An 18,475-nucleotide genomic window follows, 5' to 3' on the forward strand; every position below is an offset into this window, starting at 1 on the left:
ATGGCTATTAAGTTTTTTTCATTTCTTGGCACAGGAGCTTATACTAAATGTAAATATAAATTTGATAATATTGAAAGTGACAGTAGTTGCTATGTACAGGAAGCTCTTATTGATAATCTATTAAAAAAAGGTGTTAACTTAGAAAGCGTATTTATATTTAAAACTGAAGAGGCTACTATTGCAAATTGGTCTAAAAATAAGAAATATCCAAGTGATCCTGGTTTAAAGCAGGTTTTAGACAAATATAATGGCAAACCAAGTATTAATTATGTTGATATACCCTCAGGACAAAATGAAAATGAACTTTGGGAAATATTTGATAAAGTTTTAGAACAAATAGATAAAGGAGATGAAATAATATTTGATATTACACATTCATTTCGGTCAATTCCAATGCTGGCACTAATTATCTTAAATTATGCTAAATTTATTAAAAAATGCGAAATAAGAGGTATATATTATGGAGCAATAGAAGCAGTTGGTAAAGAAATAAAAGATATTGAAGAATCAGATATAGCTCCTATATTTGACCTAACACCTTTTGTAAGACTACTTGATTGGACCGTAGGAATTGATCGGTTTATAGAAACAGGTGATGCTAGGTACATAAATTATTTAATGAAATTAGGCACTAAAGAGTTACACCTTAAAGGTATGAAAGATGAAAGAAATATATTAAGTAACTTTGCTCAAAAGTTAGAAAACTACACAAGAAATGTTGCTACATGTAGAGGCAAAGAAATTTCTAAGGGTGGATTAGAACTGAAGAATATACTTGGAGATGCTGTAAGCATAGCAGATAAGACATATATTAAGCCGATGAAACCAGTAATAGATAGGTTAAACGATAGATTTATAAACTTTAGTAATGATGAAAATAAAAACATGATTGAAATAGTCAAATGGTGCAGTGAACATAATCTTATACAGCAGGGCTTTACTATACTTGAAGAGGGAATTGTAAACTTTTTTTGTGAAAAATTTGGATTTGATAAAAATAATATAAAAGAACGCGAAATAATTGAAAATGCTACATATATTAAACATTATTCTTTACCAAAAGATAGATGGAAAAAAACAGCATTTGAAAACGAAGCTGTAATTTATAACCTTTTAAGTAAGCTTAATGAAGAAAATTATAAAAATTTGATTAAAGTATTATATGAAGAAATTAAACCTTTGCGTAATGATATTAACCATGCTGGGTATAAGGAAAATGATATGAAAGCTGAAAAGTTTGAAGATAAATTAAATGAATTAATAGATAAGGTAGAAAAATATATAGTTTAAATTTGAAGTTCTAAAAATTAAGATAATATTTTTGTTTAAGGGGGATTAAAACTATGAATGAGAAAGTCTTGGTATTAATTGTAGGGACAAATCCATTGCCTAATTATGTTGTGGGAAGTCATTTAAAAGAAAAGTATGATAAATTTGTATTAATTTACTCAGAAAAAAACGATAAAATTAATCAAAATAGTACATATGATTATGCTAAAAAATTAAAAGAACATTTAAATTTAAATGATAAATGTATTTTTCTTCCTCTTTCCGATGTATCTAATTCAGAAAAGATAATAAATGACTTAAGAGAGAAATTTCCAAGTGAAGACTTTGTTGAAGTTCATTTAAATTATACAGGTGGCACAAAAACAATGGTAGTGCATATTTATAATTTTTTAAAAGAAAAGTTTAAAAACAATAAAATCAAATTTGAGGGGTCTTATTTAGATGCAAGAGATTATAAACTTGTATATGATTATAGCGAAGAAGCTATAAGTCTAAAAGATACCATAAAAATAGATATAAATACACTTTTATCAATTCATTTATATGAAGATATTCATTTTGAATTTTATGATACATACAGTTATAAACAAAAATTCGTAGATAGCTTTGATAAAATATCACAGGAAATAGAAAAGGCTATTAAAGATGATAAAGGTGAAGATTTTGTAAAATGGTTGGAGGATCCTTTTAGAAAAATTTTCAAAGGGGAGAACAAACTTTTAGAAAAAACTGCAAAATTTAAAAAACATATAGAGAAACTCTTAAAAGATAATGATTCATCGCCGATAGTTAAATTCAATGAAAAAACTCCTCAATTCATATGGGATATTTTAAACGCTTTTCCTGAAGGGAAAAAATTAAATGATGGACAAAAATTATGGATACCAGATGATAAAATTACTAATGATAATTTATCTTCTCGAGTAAAAGATACTGTAGAATTTTTAAATGGAAAATGGTTTGAATGGTATGTATATAGTCAAATAAAAAGTGAATTATTGGATAGAAAATTAAAAGAAGGAGAACATTTCGGTATATCATTAAAAGCACAAAAGAAAGATTCACCTTATTTTGAGTTGGACATTTTCCTAATCAATGGGTATCAATTAATAGGAATATCACTAACTACTTCAAGTACGAGGGAACTTTGCAAATTAAAAGGGTTTGAAGTAATTCATAGAGTTAGACAGATTGGCGGTGATGAAAGTAAAGCAATTCTTATAACAGGTATGGATAAATCTAAAACAGAGGATTTACAGAAGGATTTAGCTTATGAAACTGGCTCTACACAAAAAAGGTTTGTTGTTTTTGGAATAGATGATTGGGCAGATATTGGTAGTAAAATTTGTGAGGAGGTATTTAAATGACATTAAGTGCAGTGTTAATTGATACAGTATCAATACAGGAATATATTTTTTTAAGCAATAAGCTAAAAGAAAATATTGGTGCATCGTATATAGTAAAAAAGATATATGAAGACGTTTTAGAAGAAACATTAAAAATAGCGTTTAAAGGGAGCAATGTTGATATAAAAGCATGGGAAAAAGAGACGAAAAAAATAAAAATAAATGATCCAAAAGAAAAATTTGAAATTGGATATATAGGGGGAGGAAATGCATTAATCTTATTTAAAGATAAGCATGAAGCAACAAAATTCATACAAAATTATACAAAGCTTCTTTTAAAGAAAACTCCTGGACTAAAAACTGCTTTTGGAATAATACATGACTTTAATTTAGGTGATTTTAAAAATTCTATGCAAAGATTACATGAAAGCTTAAGAGAGAACAAAAATAAATATTTCCCTAATGTAACATTACCTAAATATGGTTTTACACTTGATTGCCCAAGAACTAATGAAAGTGCAGAGCACTTTAAAGACGATGATGAAAAATTTATATCATCAGTAGCTTGGGCTAAATTAAAATTTTCAGACAAAGCAAGAGATGAAATGGTGGTAATTTTAGGTGATATATTGAAGGATAACTATACTTTAACAAATGATATTGAAAAATTAGGTCAAACAGAAGGTAAAGACTATATAGCAATTGTACATATAGACGGTAATAAAATGGGTGAGAAATTTGCAAAATGCACTAATCTCACAGAATATAGAAACTTGTCGATTAGTGTAAGGAATGCTACAGAAACAGCTTTTAAGAAAATGATTGAAATTCTAATTGAGAAGATTGAAAATGATAAAATTTTTGATTCAAAAAATGAAGAGTTTAAATTAAGAAAAGAAGAAGATAAAATTATATTACCTATAAGACCTATTATTTTAGGTGGAGATGACATAACTTTTATTTCTGATGGTAGGTTAGGAGTTTGGTTAGCAGAAACATTTATTAAAGAATTTATAAAACAAAGCATAAATAGTGAATCATTGTCTGCATGTGGAGGAGTAAGTATTGTAAAGACAAAATATCCTTTTTATAGAGCTTATATAGTAGCAGAAGATTTAACTGACAGAGCTAAACAGATATCAAGAAAAGAAAATGGTTCGTATATTGACTTTTTTATCTCTTCATCTGGTTGGAGTGGCAGTTTAGAAGATATTTTCAATAAACACTTATCTACTGTAAATGGCAAGCTCCATTTTGGACCCTATAGAATTGATTCAATAAATGATGAAAAAACAATAGAAAATTTGAAGAATATTATTAAAGAGTTTAAAAATATTCCTAAAAATAAAGTGATGAAATTAAGAGAAATACTATTCAAAGTTACAGATAAAGATAATGGAAAAATTTTTGTAGAAGAATTAAAAGTTAAAGGAATAAATCTACCACAGATAAAAGGAATGTATTATCATGAACAGATATGGCAAAACAGGGAGACACCATATTTTGATGCTATAGAGCTTATAGATTTTTATCCGGAGGGATTATTATGAAGATTAAAATAGACTTATTATCATATACGTTAACAGGTTCTGGGGAAGGTGCAGGAATAATTGATAGCGATGTAGTATTAGATGATTTTGGATTTCCCTATATTCCTTCAAGACGCATAAAAGGAGTATTGAGAGAGAGTGCTCAAGAAGTTTGTGATATTTTAGGTATAAATGATTATAAAATTGTTAACAGCATATTTGGGAAAGATGGTTTTACAGAAGGTAAGTTGCATATAGGTAATTTGTACATAAATGATTATAAGGAGATAAAAGAAGAAATTGAAAACTTAAAAAATGATAATGACAGTCTATATAAAAATTTTGTTAATTCGTTAAAAATTACATCTTATTATACAACTATAAGACAGCAAACTTCTATAGAAGAAGACAATGGAATTGCAAAGAAAGGCTCACTTAGGACATTTAGAGTTTTAAAACCTGGTCTCAAATTTGAAGGTGAACTATATGAAATAAACCCTTTAACTAAAAAAGAAAAAGCTATATTATACTTAGCAGTAATTAATCTAAAGAGAATTGGGACATCAAGAAATCGTGGTTTTGGGGAGATAAGATGCTCAATTGAAGGTATTGAATTTGACAACTTGGATAAAGCTATTCAAGATTTAAAAAATGGTATAGACAAAACAGAGGAGATTAAATACTCTGATTTAAAATTTCAAGGGAATAAAAGTAAAAATATAAAAATATTACCTTATAAGATAACTGCACTATCACCAATTTTAATAGCAAAAGAAATAGGTGAGCAAAACACTATATATACAGAAAAATATATACCTTCGACAACAATTAGAGGTTTATTTGCAAATAAATTTATAAATGAACTTGGTTTAGGTAAAATTGCACATAAGAATAACGATTTTTATAACATGTTCTTAAGAGGTGATATTATAGTAACTCCTGCTTATCCACTTAAAAATCATAGAATTTATTATCCAGCTCTATATTTGCATAAAGAAAAAGGAAAAGATTCCAATCCAGTATACAATATTTTAGAAGAAGTTCCTAACGATATAAAAACAAAACCATTGAATAGAATGATTTATTATATTGATGATAAAATATATACTTATGACATATCAACAACATTTTATTTTCACAATACAAGAGACAGAGTGAAAGGACATAGTACAGGAGAAGATATCTTTTATTATGAAGCAATAAATGAAGGAGAAGAATTTAAAGGATTTATTATAGGAGACGAGGGATATCTTGAAGGAATAAAAAATTTATTTAAAGAGAAATTTAATTCTTTTATTGGTAGGTCAAAAAGTGCCCAATATGGTTTAGTAAAAATAGAATTTGGCGATTTAAAAGATACAGATATGTTAGAAATTGAGGATAAAGAATTTATCATAGTAGCAATTTCTCCTATTATTTTACATAACGATTGGGGTTTTAGTGAGGTCTCTGAAAAGACATTAAAAAATTATCTAAAGAAACATTTTAATGATTGTGATATTATTGTAGAAAAAATTATTGCAAGAACTGAATATGTTGAAAACTTCGTAGGTATTTGGGGAATGAAAAATACTCGTGAATTAGCTTATTCACCCGGATCAGCTTTTAAAATTATAGTTAAAGGCTGTGATAACTTAGAAGAAAAACTAAATAATCTTTTAATATACGGATTTGGAGAGAAAACCGATTTAGGTTTTGGTAGAGTAAAAATATATTGGGATTTAAATGAAGAATATGACATGGATGGCGAAAAAGAAAAATTTAGGCATATATATCCTCAAAAGTCATATTTAATTATAAGTGATATTGTAAATAGAGAAATAAAGGAGTTTATAAAATATAAAGGCTTTGAAAGAGCAGGGAAGTTCAAAGATCAGAAAAAGATCTCTAACAATCTTATAGGGCGTATTGAAGGAATATTGTCAGAAACAAGTAATTTTGATGATTGGAGAAGAAAATTAAGCAAATTAGATAAAAAGCCTGCTGGTGAAACTTTAAAAGATACAAATTTATGGGATGATTTGTACGAATTAGATGTTTTTAATAATAAATCAAATAAAATTATATTTGATAATAGATTATCAGAGGTTATAAAAGATTTATCTCTGGATTTAGACCATTTTGAACTATCAAAAACATACTGGGTTAGTTTTTTAAGATATTTAAGACTGTTTAAAAAAACAGGAGGAGAAGAAAAATGATTGATAATTCTAAGCTTATAAGTACTATAATCATAAAAGGTGTTTTAGAAAATACTTCACCTTTTGTTATAGGAACAGGTAAAGGAGATATTATTGATATAGAAATTATAAAAGATGAGATTGGTAACCCTTATATTCCTGCGACTTCTTTTGTGGGGGCACTAAGACACCATATTTCGAAAAATTTTAAAGAAGAAGATAAAGAAATATGGGAGTATTTTTGGGGTTCTAAAAATAGAAATCAAGAGAATACTTTTGATGTTCAGAGCCATTTCATGGTTAGTGATTTAAAAATTATGGACAACCCCAAAGAGGACTTAATAACTGTCAGGGATGGTGTAGCAATAGATGAAAAAAAGGGAATTGCAAAAGAAAAAGCAAAATATGATTATGAAATAGTTAATAAAGATTTAGAATTTGAATTTAAAGCTGAAATTAAAATAAGAGAAAATTTTAAAGATAAGGAAATTGAGATTCTAAAAATATTAAAAACTATACTTACTGAGTTGGAAGCCGGGAAGGCTCAGTTTGGTGCATTTACCACTAAAGGATTTGGCAGGTTTAATTTAAAAAATGTTCGGATATTAAAATTTGATTTTCCAAAAGATGGAGTAAATTATTTGAAATTCTTGCAGCACGAGTATTTGCCAGAAGATAAACTTGATTTAAGCAAGATAGATATACTTCCTAAAAAAGATAATACTGATTGTATTATTAATGCGTATTTTTCCATAAAAAGCTCACTTATCATAAGTTCATATACAACAGATCCCGATGAGCCGGATAAAGTACATATAAAATACAATGGAAAAGAAGTTTTAACTGGAACTTCACTAAAAGGTGCGATAAGATCGAGAGCTTTTAAGATTGTAAACACATTATGTAAGAATAATCAAGAAGAAAATGATGATTTAAAAAAATTATTTGGCTGGGCTGATACAGAAAATAAAGAAAAGACTAAATACAAAAGTAGAATAATTATTGATGAAAGCAAAGTCAAGAATGTGATTGAAAAAGAGCAGACGAGAATAAAGATTGATAGATTTACAGGGGGGACAATATCTGGAGCTTTATTTCAATCTAAACCTCTTTGGCATAACGATGAAAATGTACAATTAAAAATAAAAATTAAAGATGCAAAAGACTGGGAAATTGGGCTTTTACTTTTAGTATTGAAAGACTTATGGAATGAAGATTTGCCTATTGGCGGAGAAAAAAATATAGGAAGAGGAATCTTAAAAGGTAAAAATATAGAAATTGAGTATAAAGGGAAAAAACATATTATTGGAAAATCTACCAATGATGACGAGACAAATAAAATAGTAGTTAATGATAGCGATAAACAGATATTAGAAGGTTTTGTCGAGGAATTTTCTAAAAAAGTGAGGGATTGGGATGTTAGATGATATATATAAAATTGAAGTAACATTCTCAAAAGTTAAAGCAAGGGATATGGATAATAATGATTTAAACTATGATGCATTTATTAAGGAAATAGGAGAAATACAAAATGGTTATGTTGTATGCTGGCTTGATTATGCAGTATTATTTGGAATAATACGAAATGGGGAAATAAAATTTTATAATAACGAATCACCTGATTTTAACAGATATCTTCAAAAATTGAGGATATTTAATGAAAATGAAGAACTATATATTTGGAGGTCAGGAAATAAATTTAAATTTAGATATAGAGAAGATCTAGATAGTAATAAAAATGGAGAGATGGTAGAATATATTGATGCAGATCAGGTAATGTATGGATCTAAATTTGAAATTAAAGATGAATTTATTGAAGTTTATGAAAAAAGAGGAATTAGATATATAGTACCGAAGGAATTTATAGGAAATAACTTAATTGATGATATAAACAATAATAAGAAAAGATTAGTTTTACATACGAGAAATTATATAGGATATAATGAAATTGGACAGGCTGGTTTTGTTGACAGTAGGTTTTTAAAAATATCAATTATTTAATATTTGGAGGTTATTATTATGGAAAAAGCTAAAATAAGTATACAGAAAACTAAAAAAGGGTATGATTATATATTAACTTTTGATGATGGAAAACCTTTAAAAGTGCATGGATTTAATTTGCCGCAAGATATTAATGGAAAAGAATGTGAAGTTGAAAGAATAAATGGATTACCCTCAAAAATTATAATTGATGGAATAGAATATACTAAAACAACTACTCAAAGTAATATACAAGAAAATAAGCAGACTGCTCAACAAAAAATAAAAAACGAGCCTAAACACAATAGTCAAATTAAGCTTTTTGCTAAAGCTCCTTATAATTTTATTCCATTAAATGAATGCGTAGTAAAAGCACAAGATATTCCAGAGTTTAATAAATATCATAAAGATAGATATTCAGGATATATAGATCTTTTCCTTACTACAAAAACGCCTATATATATAAGACGAGATAAAGAAGAAAGTGATTTTTTTTCTATAAAAAATGGGCTACCAATAATTCCTGGAAGTTCTTTGAGAGGAATGGTTAGAAATTTAGTAGAGATAGTTTCTTTTGGGAAATTCGAATTTTTTGATAAAGATAAAAGGTTATATTATAGAGACGTTGCTGGTAAGAAGTCTAATCTAAAAGATATATATTCTTCTAAAATTAGTAAAGACAGAATAAAAGCTGGCTATCTTATATATGACCAAAGAAAATATAAGATTATTCCGTCTGAATATGATAGATTTCAAGATACGTCTAAAGAATTTATGATAGAAAAATATAATAATGATTATAAAGTTTGGTCTGGGCGAATGCAGAAAAAAAGAAAAAATTGGATTATGAAATCTATCAGTAATTCAGGTGATTTTATAGAATTAACCGAAAATGACATAAAAGATTATAAAAGCGATATAAATAGAAATATACCAGAATACTATGATATTTTAAAAATGGCTAAAGATAAAAAAGTCACGTTGCCAAATAAAATAGTAGAATTACCTAATGGAGTTCCTGTATTTTATGTTGAGTATAACGATAAAAAAGGAAATAAAAAAATAGCATTTGGTCATACAGGATTCTTTAGATTACCATATGAATTAACTATAGGTGATCATGTACCTGAAAACTTGAAGTCAGATGATATAACAGATTTTGCTGAAGCAATATTTGGGAAAGAGAGTAAATGGGCAAGTAGAGTATTTTTTGAAGATGCTGTTTTAGATAAAGGTCAAGGTGATATATTTGTGGAAGAGGCCTCGCCTAAGATTCTTGCATCACCAAAACCTACAGCTTTTCAGCTTTACTTAGAGCAGCCTGATGGAGAAAATACTAAATTAACGGATATAAAACATTGGGACAATGAAGATACACTTATTAGAGGTTACAAACTTTACTGGCATAGGAATACACCAGATGGTGACAGTAAATATTCTTGGAAAGCATCCAAAATAGAAATAAATTATGATGATTTTATAAAGTTTTTAAAAAAGGCTAATATTAGCCTTGATAAATCGGTTATTTTAAATTCTAAAAATATAGTAAAAGATAACAAAAAGATAATTATAAATTGTTTATACGAAAAGTTAACTATTGAAGAAAAAAAAGAATTAAAAGAATATTTGTTATGGGAAAAAACTAAAGCACAATACACTATTATAAAACCTATCAAGAGAAATATCAAATTCAAATCTCGTATACGATTTGAAAATCTTACAAAGGAAGAATTAGGTGCATTACTATTTGTATTGGATTTACCAGAAAACCATTATCATAAGATCGGTATGGGTAAACCATTGGGTTTGGGAAGTATAGAAATAAAACCGAGTTTGTTTATAGTAGATAGAAAAAAGAGATATACATCATTATTTAATAATGATACATGGAACTTAGGAGATGAAGATAAAACAGGTGAAATAAATGACTTTAAAGAAGTATTTGAAAAATATATTTTAAGAAACATTTCTTATAATGATAAAGGCAATGCAAGTTCCCTTTGGGAAACTCCAAGGCTGAAACAGTTAAAAATAATGCTAAACTGGAATAATACTGAGATTACTGATTGGCTTAAGAAAACAAGATATTTAATGATAGAATGTCCACATAAAGATATAGATTATGACTGTATTTGTTCTGATTCAAATAAAGATGTGTGTAATGAATACAGAGACAGACCTGTTTTACCAAAACCGGAAAAGATGATACAATAAATATTACACAAAGTCTGGAAAAAAAGTTTTTATTAATTCTTATATAAAAAAAGGCTATACTTATGAATCTGCCATGAAAAAGTAAACTCATGTTTTTTACAATGAATTTCGAAGGGATATCAAATTTCCTGCAGAATTTGAATTTACTCAAAATATACCAAAAGTTCAGGAAGCAGGCTATTTTATAAATGTAGGCAGTAAAATTTCAAACTTTGAAGTAATTAGTTTGAATAAATATCAGCTAATTAAGGGTAAATTTGAAAAGATTGATTAGTTTTGTATAAAAAATATAATTGATTTAGTATGGTATCCATTTTTATATTTTAAATATTGAGAGGGTGCAATTATGGATATAACTAATATTGTTTTTGAAAAGTTATGTTCAGTTCTTGATAAATTGAAAAGAGAAAATAATAAAACTATAGTTTTTCTAAAAGGATTTCCAGCATTATATTATAAATTACTGAGAATGAATGGATATGAAGCTTTAGGAAGTAATAAATGGTTAAATGAAGAAGGCTATATAGATGTAAGGCAATTAGAAGCTGATAAAAACAATCTTTTAATTAAATTTTTGACTAAAGAATCTAATTTTCTTTGGGGTTTTTATGAAGAATTTATTGCCTTGTCAAATATGATAAACGATATTAAAACTCAATATAAAGGAACCATTATAATACTAGAAAATAATCTTTTTGATAAATATTATCCTTTGGATATAGAAAATGACATAATATCAAAATTAAGTAGCTATTTTAATAATGAAAGTTCAGATATTACTGATGATATTTTGGTGTATACAAATTATTATAGTAGTGTAGAGTTTTACCCAGAAGGTCAAGTAGGGCTAGCTTATATTAATAGGCATGAAGACGAAGACATAAAATCAATTTCTTTTTATGAGACCGAAGCTGATTTAAATGTTAATGAAAAATTTATGAGTAGCTATAAAATTACAGCTAGAGATCCGTATATATTTTGCTTAAAAAATTATTTACAAAGAGGAATACCAATAGGAAATATACAAATAATTATTGATGGCAAAATTGACGAAAAAGCTATTATGCCTTTTGTAAATCTTTTAACACTTACAAAAACCCAATTCCGTATTTGCCGAAATGAAAGATTTAAAGAATTAACAAAAGAAGACGGTGACAAATATACTAATATTTTACATAAATATTGGGAAAAAGGTAGTTCGTTTAGGAATTTGCTATTTTATAAAAATCCGGATATTTCAAATGAATTAGTAGAGATATCACAAGGGCATATTATAAGTGACATTATAAGTCAATGTGAGATTGCAATAAGTGGGTCAAATGGATATAGTGATATATTTATAACTTCTCCAACTGGCTCAGGCAAATCGCTTTTATTTCAAATTCCGGCTATTTATCTTTCTGAGAAATACAAAGCGGTAACAATTGTTATAACTCCATTAATTGCATTAATGGTAGATCAAGTAACTCAACTTACTGACTTAGGTCTTGAAAATGTGACCTTTGTAAATTCAGATATACCGTTTGACGAGAAAGAAAGAAGATTAAAGAAAATCAAAGAAGGAGAATATTCAATTGTATATCTGTCACCAGAATTATTTTTAGCAAACTCAATAGAAAGTCTTATAGGGGAGCGTAGGATAGGACTTTTAGTTATTGATGAGGCTCATCTTGTTACTACTTGGGGCAGAGATTTCCGTGCGGATTATTGGTATCTTGGTGAATATATTGAGAAGTTAAGAAAATTGAATCATGATAAATTTAATTTTCCTGTACTCTGCTTAACAGCTACAGCAGTTTATATGGGTACCGAGGATACTGTTAATGATACTATAGTAAGTCTTAGTTTGCGAAATCCCAAAATTTATTTAGGAAATGTAAAGAGAAATAATATACATTTTGAAATTAATAAAATTGATACAAAATCTATAACTGGAAGTTTGGAAAATTTCAAAATTGAGAAAACAAAAGAAAATATTATAAAATGCATTGATAATAACATTAAATGTATAGTTTATTGTCCATATACAACACAAGTTGAAGATGTATTTAACAGTCTCAACGAAAAATACAAAAAGCGTGTAGGGAAATATTATGGTTCTTTTGATAAATATGAGAAATCAGAAGCGCAATATAAATTTAAATATGGTGATTATACAGTAATGATATCTACAAAAGCTTTTGGCATGGGGGTCGATATTAAAGATATCGAAAAAGTTTATCATTTGGCACCTACAGGCAATCTCGCAGACTACGTTCAAGAGATAGGGAGAGCAGCACGGAATCAAGAAATAAAAGGAATTGCTGCAACTGATTTTACTTCAAATGATTTAAAATATGTGAGAATGCTTTATGGATTGTCTGGGATGAAACAATATCAATTAAAAGAAATGATAAGAAAGTTATATAATATATACAAAGAGAAGAAAAGTAGGAATTTACTTATATCGCCAGAAGCATTTTCGTATTTATTTGATGAGAACGATCTAGAAAATAAGGTTAAAAGTGGATTGTTATTATTATCAAAGGATTTTGAGAACAAATATGGATTTCCGGTTTTAGTGGTAAGGCCTAAAAGTTTATTTACAAAAAATTTTGTGAATGTCCCTTTTGCAATAGAAAAAGAATTTTTAAAAGAGTATGGAAGATATGCAAGATTAATTGAAGATGATTCAGTTCGGATAATCCCTTCTTTCAATTCTAATTTTGGAGATACTTATATTTATAATACTGGGCATATTTACGAAATTAATATGTCCGAATTATGGGAAAAGCATTTTAATTATTTAACATTTGCACAATTCAAGAAAAAATTTTTTGAAGGTGAATTATTTAAATTCAATAGCGACGAAAAATTGTCACCAAGATTAAATTTAAAAATAACTTATCATGAAGACTTTGAAATTGCTTGGGAAAAGCTAAAAAAATATAGTGAGAATTTGGTTAACTTATTCTCTGAGTTAAAATCAAAAAGGCAAGTATTTACTAAAAATAAATTCAAGGAAAAATTTAAAGAATATTTTGGTAATATAAAAAATAATGAAATACCTGGCATAGTCCTTGATATGTTTGTTGCTGATATTTCTCAAAATATAGGATTTAATCAAAATGCTGATAAATTTAAATTTATTCAGCAAAGAAGAGAAATGAATCAAGATGAAATTGTTTATAGAATAATGAATTCCAGCTATGTAATGCTGAAAAATTATTTATCAAGATTAATTTCTTCATGCAAACCGCAAGATAATTCAGATACATTTTCTACTTATATAGCAATTACTAATAACAGTAAAAGACCAGATTTAATATATTTGGCAGTATTATTAGAGCTATTTGGACTTGCTAGTTATGAAGTAATTGGTGGTAAAAATACAGAGATATTTGTAAGGATAAATGACCCTGTTAAATTAAGACGTTTTGCAAGCCAAAATTACTCTAATTCAATTTTAACTGAGATTGAAAGGAAAAGAAGAAGAAGCCAAGAAGTGCTGATAGGATTTATGAGTAGCGATTTATCTGATGAAGAAAGATGGAATGTAATTGAAAATTACTTTTTAGGAAGAGATGATGAAGTATCTCGACTCCTAAAATTAAAAGAGTCATAAAGTTAAAATTTATATTTTTCTTTCTTAATATATTTAAATTAAAGTATCCACTTCATAAGAGTTTGCCACAAAGACTGCAAACTCTTATGTTTTTCTTGACTTGCAGGAATTTGTAAACTTTTATCGAAATAAATATATATGTCCAAAGGGGGAAAGGGTAATATGTCCATTTATAAAGATATACAGGATGCTTTTATTTTGCTACCGTATAAATATTACAAGTTAATTTTATTAGTAGGACCAATTGGGAGTGGAAAAACGCAAATTCTCAAGAAAATTTCTTCTGATTATAACTATGATTACATAAACTTAAATTTGAAGCTGTCAGAAAAATTAATTAATATACCTTTTGAAGAACGTTGCTACTATGTAGATGATTTTATGGAAGAAATTTTGTTTCAAAGTAAAACAGATGTTACAATATTAGATAACATAGAGATTTTATTTTCTAATCATTTAAAGATAGACCCTTTAAAATTGCTTAAAAATATAAGCAGATACAGAAAAATAATTGCTTCATGGGGAGGTATTTATGTAAATGGTATATTGACATATGCTGAAATAGGGCATTCAGAGCATAGAAAATATAAAAAGAATGATTTGGATGTTATTGTTATAAGTATAGAAGGAGGAAGGTAGGATGAGGTATGGTGAGCTTATTCAGTATGAACCGATTGAAACTGTTATAAAACTTAAGGATGCAGACAAGATCGATGAGGCAAAAAGACTTGTCAAATCCTTTGTAGTATCAGAAGGGATGGCAGATAGTATTATTAATATTTGTATACCCCAATTACAGTTTGATGAAACAATTGACAATAAGGGTATATTTATAGTTGGCAATTATGGCACTGGTAAATCCCATTTAATGTCTGTAATTTCAGCAGTAGCAGAAAATAAGGAAATGTTAGATTATATTTCACATGAAGAGCTAAAAAAAGAGATGGGAAAGATTGCAGGGAAATTTAAAGTTTTAAGATTTGATATTGGGGCTGTAAATACACCTTTAAGAAATATAATTACGAAAGAGATAGAAAAAGACCTTGCCAGATATGGGATAGAGTTTTATTTTCCACCGATTGATAAGGTTACAAATAACAAAGAAGCTTTTATGGAAATGATGAGTAAATTTGAAGACAAATTTCCGGACAAAGGCTATCTCATAGTGGTTGATGAATTGTTAGATTTTCTAAAAGCAAGGAAAGAACAGGAATTGATTCGCGATTTAACTTTTTTAAGAGAAATAGGAGAAATAACAAAGTCTACAAGATTGAGATTTATGACGGGAGTACAGGAGACCCTGTTTGATAATCCGGCATTTAATGCTGTTGCACAAACTGTATTAAAGATGAAGGACAGATTTGAACAGTTAATAATTAAAAGGGAAGATATTTCCTACGTAGTATCTCAAAGATTATTAAAAAAGAATGACAGACAAAAAGCATGGATAAGGAGCCATTTAGAGAAATTCAGTCCGTTGTATAAAAGTATTTCCAGCAGAATCGAAGAATTTGTGGAATTATATCCTATACATCCTATGTTTATAGAAGTATTTGAAAAAATGTTTATTGTAGAGAAAAGAGAAGTTTTAAAAACAATATCACATCTTATGAGAGAACTGTTAGACAAAGATGTACCTGAAGATGAGCCTGGAATTATTTCTTATGATTCTTATTGGAAGTTTTTAAGAGACAATCCTTCATTAAGGGCAGAGCCAGATATAAAGAGAGTAGTTGATAAAAGCGTTGTTGTAGAAGATTTAATTGAACATTCCTTTACAAGACCTCAATATAAAGATGCTGCATTAAGAATTGTACATGCATTAAGTGTTCATAGGTTTACTACAGGAGATATACATACATCTGTTGGTATAACAGTTGAAAATATTAAAGATGATTTGTGTTTATATATAAAAATGCCAGAGATAGAAGAGGACTTTTTAATAACGACTATAGAAACAATAATGAAGGAAATAATGAAAACATTGAGCTGGCAATATATTTCATACAATCCAGACAATCAGCAGTATTATCTTGACATGGTAAGAGAAGGTATAAATTATGATGCAAAAATCCAGGAAAAGGCAGAATTATTATCAGATGATACTTTTAACAGATACTATTTTGATTTGCTTATAAAGGTTCTTGATTGGAATGCTACTTTAAAACAAAAAAATATGAGAATATGGGAATACAGTCTTATTTGGAATGAGAAAAATGTTAAAAGATATGGCTATCTTTTCATGGGATATCCCGATGAAAGGAGTACAGCTCAGCCTCCAAGAGATTTTTATATTTACTTTTTGCCTCCTTTTGTTGAAGCTAATTATAATAAAAAATATATTTTAAATGGAAAAGAAGATGAAGTGTTTTTTGAATTTATTAATGCAGATGAAGAAATAATAGAGAAAATTAAAAAATACGCTGCCGCTATGGAATTAAGTGAATTATCCTCCAGTGACCAGAAAAAAATTTATGAAGATAAAGCTAATGGTTTTCAAAAGGATATTACTAAATGGATAAGAGATAATGTGTCAAAATGTTTTAATGTTTCTTATAAAGGAGAAACACAAAGTATAATCTATTGGCTTAAAGGAAAAACAGCTAATTATGATACTATTAAAAGTTATATTGATGAGGCGGCTTCTTCTTGCTTATCATTGTATTTCAGTGAAAAATACAGTGAATATCCTACATTTTACACAAAAATCACAGAGGCAAATTTAAACGAAGTTTTTAAAAGTGCAATGAATTATTTAGCTGGCAAGAAGACAGAAACAGGCAAGAAAGTATTGCAGTCTTTTGATTTAATTTTAGGGGATGATATTGTACCCGAAAATTCAAAATATGCTAATTATTTTTTAAATGAATTATATAAACTTCCACCAGGGAAAGTTTTAAATAGAGAAGATATTATAGAGAATGTAAACGGTGAGGATATTGATAAAAGATTCAAATTAGAAGTGCAGTGGGTGGTCCTTTTGCTCTGTGCACTTGTGTACAGCGGAGATATAATCTTGAGGATAAAAAATAAAGTTTATGATGCAACTACAATTGATTCTCTTGCTAATATGAATGTCGGGGAGCTTGTAGATTTTGATAGTTTTGAGAGGCCCAGAGATATACCTGTCAGAGAATTAAAAACTCTATTTACTTTGTTAGGCTTGCCATCAGGGTTAGTAAATGCAAGTCTTAGCAAACCAGAAGAAGCTATAAGGCAAATGGTTTCAAGGAGTGAAGAACTGGCTAAAAAAGTTGTAACTGTTAATCAATTTGTTGTTTCAAATAAAACTATATGGAGCAAACCTGTATTTGATGAGTTTGAAATAAAAAATTATAAAGATTTGCTCAATAATTTTAGAGATTTTCTTGACAGTTTAAAAGCCTTTAATACCCCTGGGAAATTAAGAAACTTTAAGTATGCTGAAGAGGAGTTAAAGGAAAAATTCAAGACACTGGAGACAGTAAAGAAGATAGAAAAAATAATTGATTTTAAAAATGAAGTAGAAGAGCTTGTCAAATACTTGTCCTCTGCCGAACAGCAATTACCCGAAGAAATTGAATTAAAGCAGAATATAAATGCAATGAAAAATGAAGTAGAAAGATTTACAAAGGAAATTGATAATAAAGAAAGTGAAGATATAAAAAGGCTGACAAGGGAATTAGAAGAATTGAAAATAGAGTACATTGATTTGTACCTTGAGTATCATAAGAAACACAGGCTTGATTATAATGGAGATGAGCGTAAAAAGAAAATAATGGCAAGTGATCTGTTTAATAATCTTAAGAAGCTTAAAGATGTAGGAATATTTCCTGTTAACAAATTTGATGAGATTGAAAAGGTATTGGCTTCATTAAAAACCTGTTATAATTTTGGAAAAGAAAATATAAAAACAGAAGTGCTATGTCCTAATTGTGGATACAGTATAAAAAGTGGCGAAGTTCCTGTGTTTGGAAAATTGGATGAAATTGAAGACAAAATAGAAAATTTGTATAAGGAATGGACTAAAATTTTATTAGATAATATTGAAGATCCAATGATTCAAGAAAGAATGGAAATTTTGAATAAAGACCAACAAAAAGTTATACGTGACTTTTTGAATAAAAAAGAATTGCCGGAGAAAGTGGATAATCTGTTTGTATCAGCAGTAAAAGACTTAATTGCTGGTCTTGAAAAAGTAGAGATTGAAATAAATGAGTTTATTTCTGCGATAACCTATGATGGACCTGTAACAGTAGATGAGTTTAAAAAGAGATTTTTAGAAAATGTCGATTTTCTTATAAAAGGCAAAGATAAGGACAAAGTAAGAATTATTATAAAATAAACGGGGGA

General features: G+C 27.9%; 10 protein-coding genes. All 10 read left to right on the top strand.

All coding sequences use genetic code 11. The features are described from left to right. The 10 genes from csx2 to THEBR_RS04735 all read left to right on the top strand — a co-directional run bounded on the left by csx2 (nucleotide 1) and on the right by THEBR_RS04735 (nucleotide 18,467). Nucleotides 1-1,290 (top strand): TIGR02221 family CRISPR-associated protein, encoded by a 1,290-nt coding sequence (gene csx2, locus THEBR_RS04690; protein WP_012269225.1) that lies wholly within the window; start codon nucleotides 1-3, stop codon nucleotides 1,288-1,290. Between the two features lie 53 nt (nucleotides 1,291-1,343). After that, on the top strand, nucleotides 1,344-2,657 hold the full coding sequence (locus THEBR_RS04695) for a PDDEXK family nuclease (protein WP_012269226.1): 1,314 nt from the start codon (nucleotides 1,344-1,346) through the stop codon (nucleotides 2,655-2,657). After that, complete coding sequence (locus tag THEBR_RS04700; protein ID WP_012269227.1) at nucleotides 2,654-4,186, top strand: Cas10/Cmr2 second palm domain-containing protein; 1,533 nt, start codon at nucleotides 2,654-2,656, stop codon at nucleotides 4,184-4,186. The genes THEBR_RS04695 and THEBR_RS04700 overlap by 4 nt, the downstream gene beginning before the upstream one ends. Next, nucleotides 4,183-6,366, top strand: a complete 2,184-nt coding sequence (locus THEBR_RS04705; RefSeq protein ID WP_012269228.1) for an RAMP superfamily CRISPR-associated protein — start codon at nucleotides 4,183-4,185, stop codon at nucleotides 6,364-6,366. Before THEBR_RS04700 ends, THEBR_RS04705 begins: the two co-directional genes overlap by 4 nt. Continuing rightward, entirely contained in the window at nucleotides 6,363-7,772 is a 1,410-nt protein-coding gene (locus THEBR_RS04710) for an RAMP superfamily CRISPR-associated protein (protein ID WP_012269229.1), read from the top strand. Before THEBR_RS04705 ends, THEBR_RS04710 begins: the two co-directional genes overlap by 4 nt. Further along, nucleotides 7,762-8,346 (top strand): type III-D CRISPR-associated protein Csx19, encoded by a 585-nt coding sequence (gene csx19 / locus THEBR_RS04715; protein ID WP_012269230.1) that lies wholly within the window; start codon nucleotides 7,762-7,764, stop codon nucleotides 8,344-8,346. Before THEBR_RS04710 ends, csx19 begins: the two co-directional genes overlap by 11 nt. An 18-nt stretch (nucleotides 8,347-8,364) precedes the next feature. Next, nucleotides 8,365-10,539, top strand: coding sequence for a TIGR03986 family type III CRISPR-associated RAMP protein (locus tag THEBR_RS04720; RefSeq protein ID WP_012269231.1), 2,175 nt, complete (start codon nucleotides 8,365-8,367; stop codon nucleotides 10,537-10,539). Between the two features lie 346 nt (nucleotides 10,540-10,885). Continuing rightward, nucleotides 10,886-14,143, top strand: coding sequence for a DEAD/DEAH box helicase (locus THEBR_RS04725; RefSeq protein ID WP_012269232.1), 3,258 nt, complete (start codon nucleotides 10,886-10,888; stop codon nucleotides 14,141-14,143). Between the two features lie 162 nt (nucleotides 14,144-14,305). Beyond that, entirely contained in the window at nucleotides 14,306-14,782 is a 477-nt protein-coding gene (brxF, locus tag THEBR_RS04730) for a BREX-3 system P-loop-containing protein BrxF (RefSeq protein WP_003868387.1), read from the top strand. Nucleotide 14,783: 1 nt separating this feature from the next. After that, nucleotides 14,784-18,467, top strand: coding sequence for a DUF6079 family protein (locus tag THEBR_RS04735; protein ID WP_012269233.1), 3,684 nt, complete (start codon nucleotides 14,784-14,786; stop codon nucleotides 18,465-18,467). Nucleotides 18,468-18,475 lie beyond the last annotated feature (8 nt).

The organism is Thermoanaerobacter brockii subsp. finnii Ako-1 (assembly GCF_000175295.2).
In the GTDB taxonomy this organism is placed as follows: Bacteria; Bacillota; Thermoanaerobacteria; order Thermoanaerobacterales; family Thermoanaerobacteraceae; genus Thermoanaerobacter; species Thermoanaerobacter pseudethanolicus.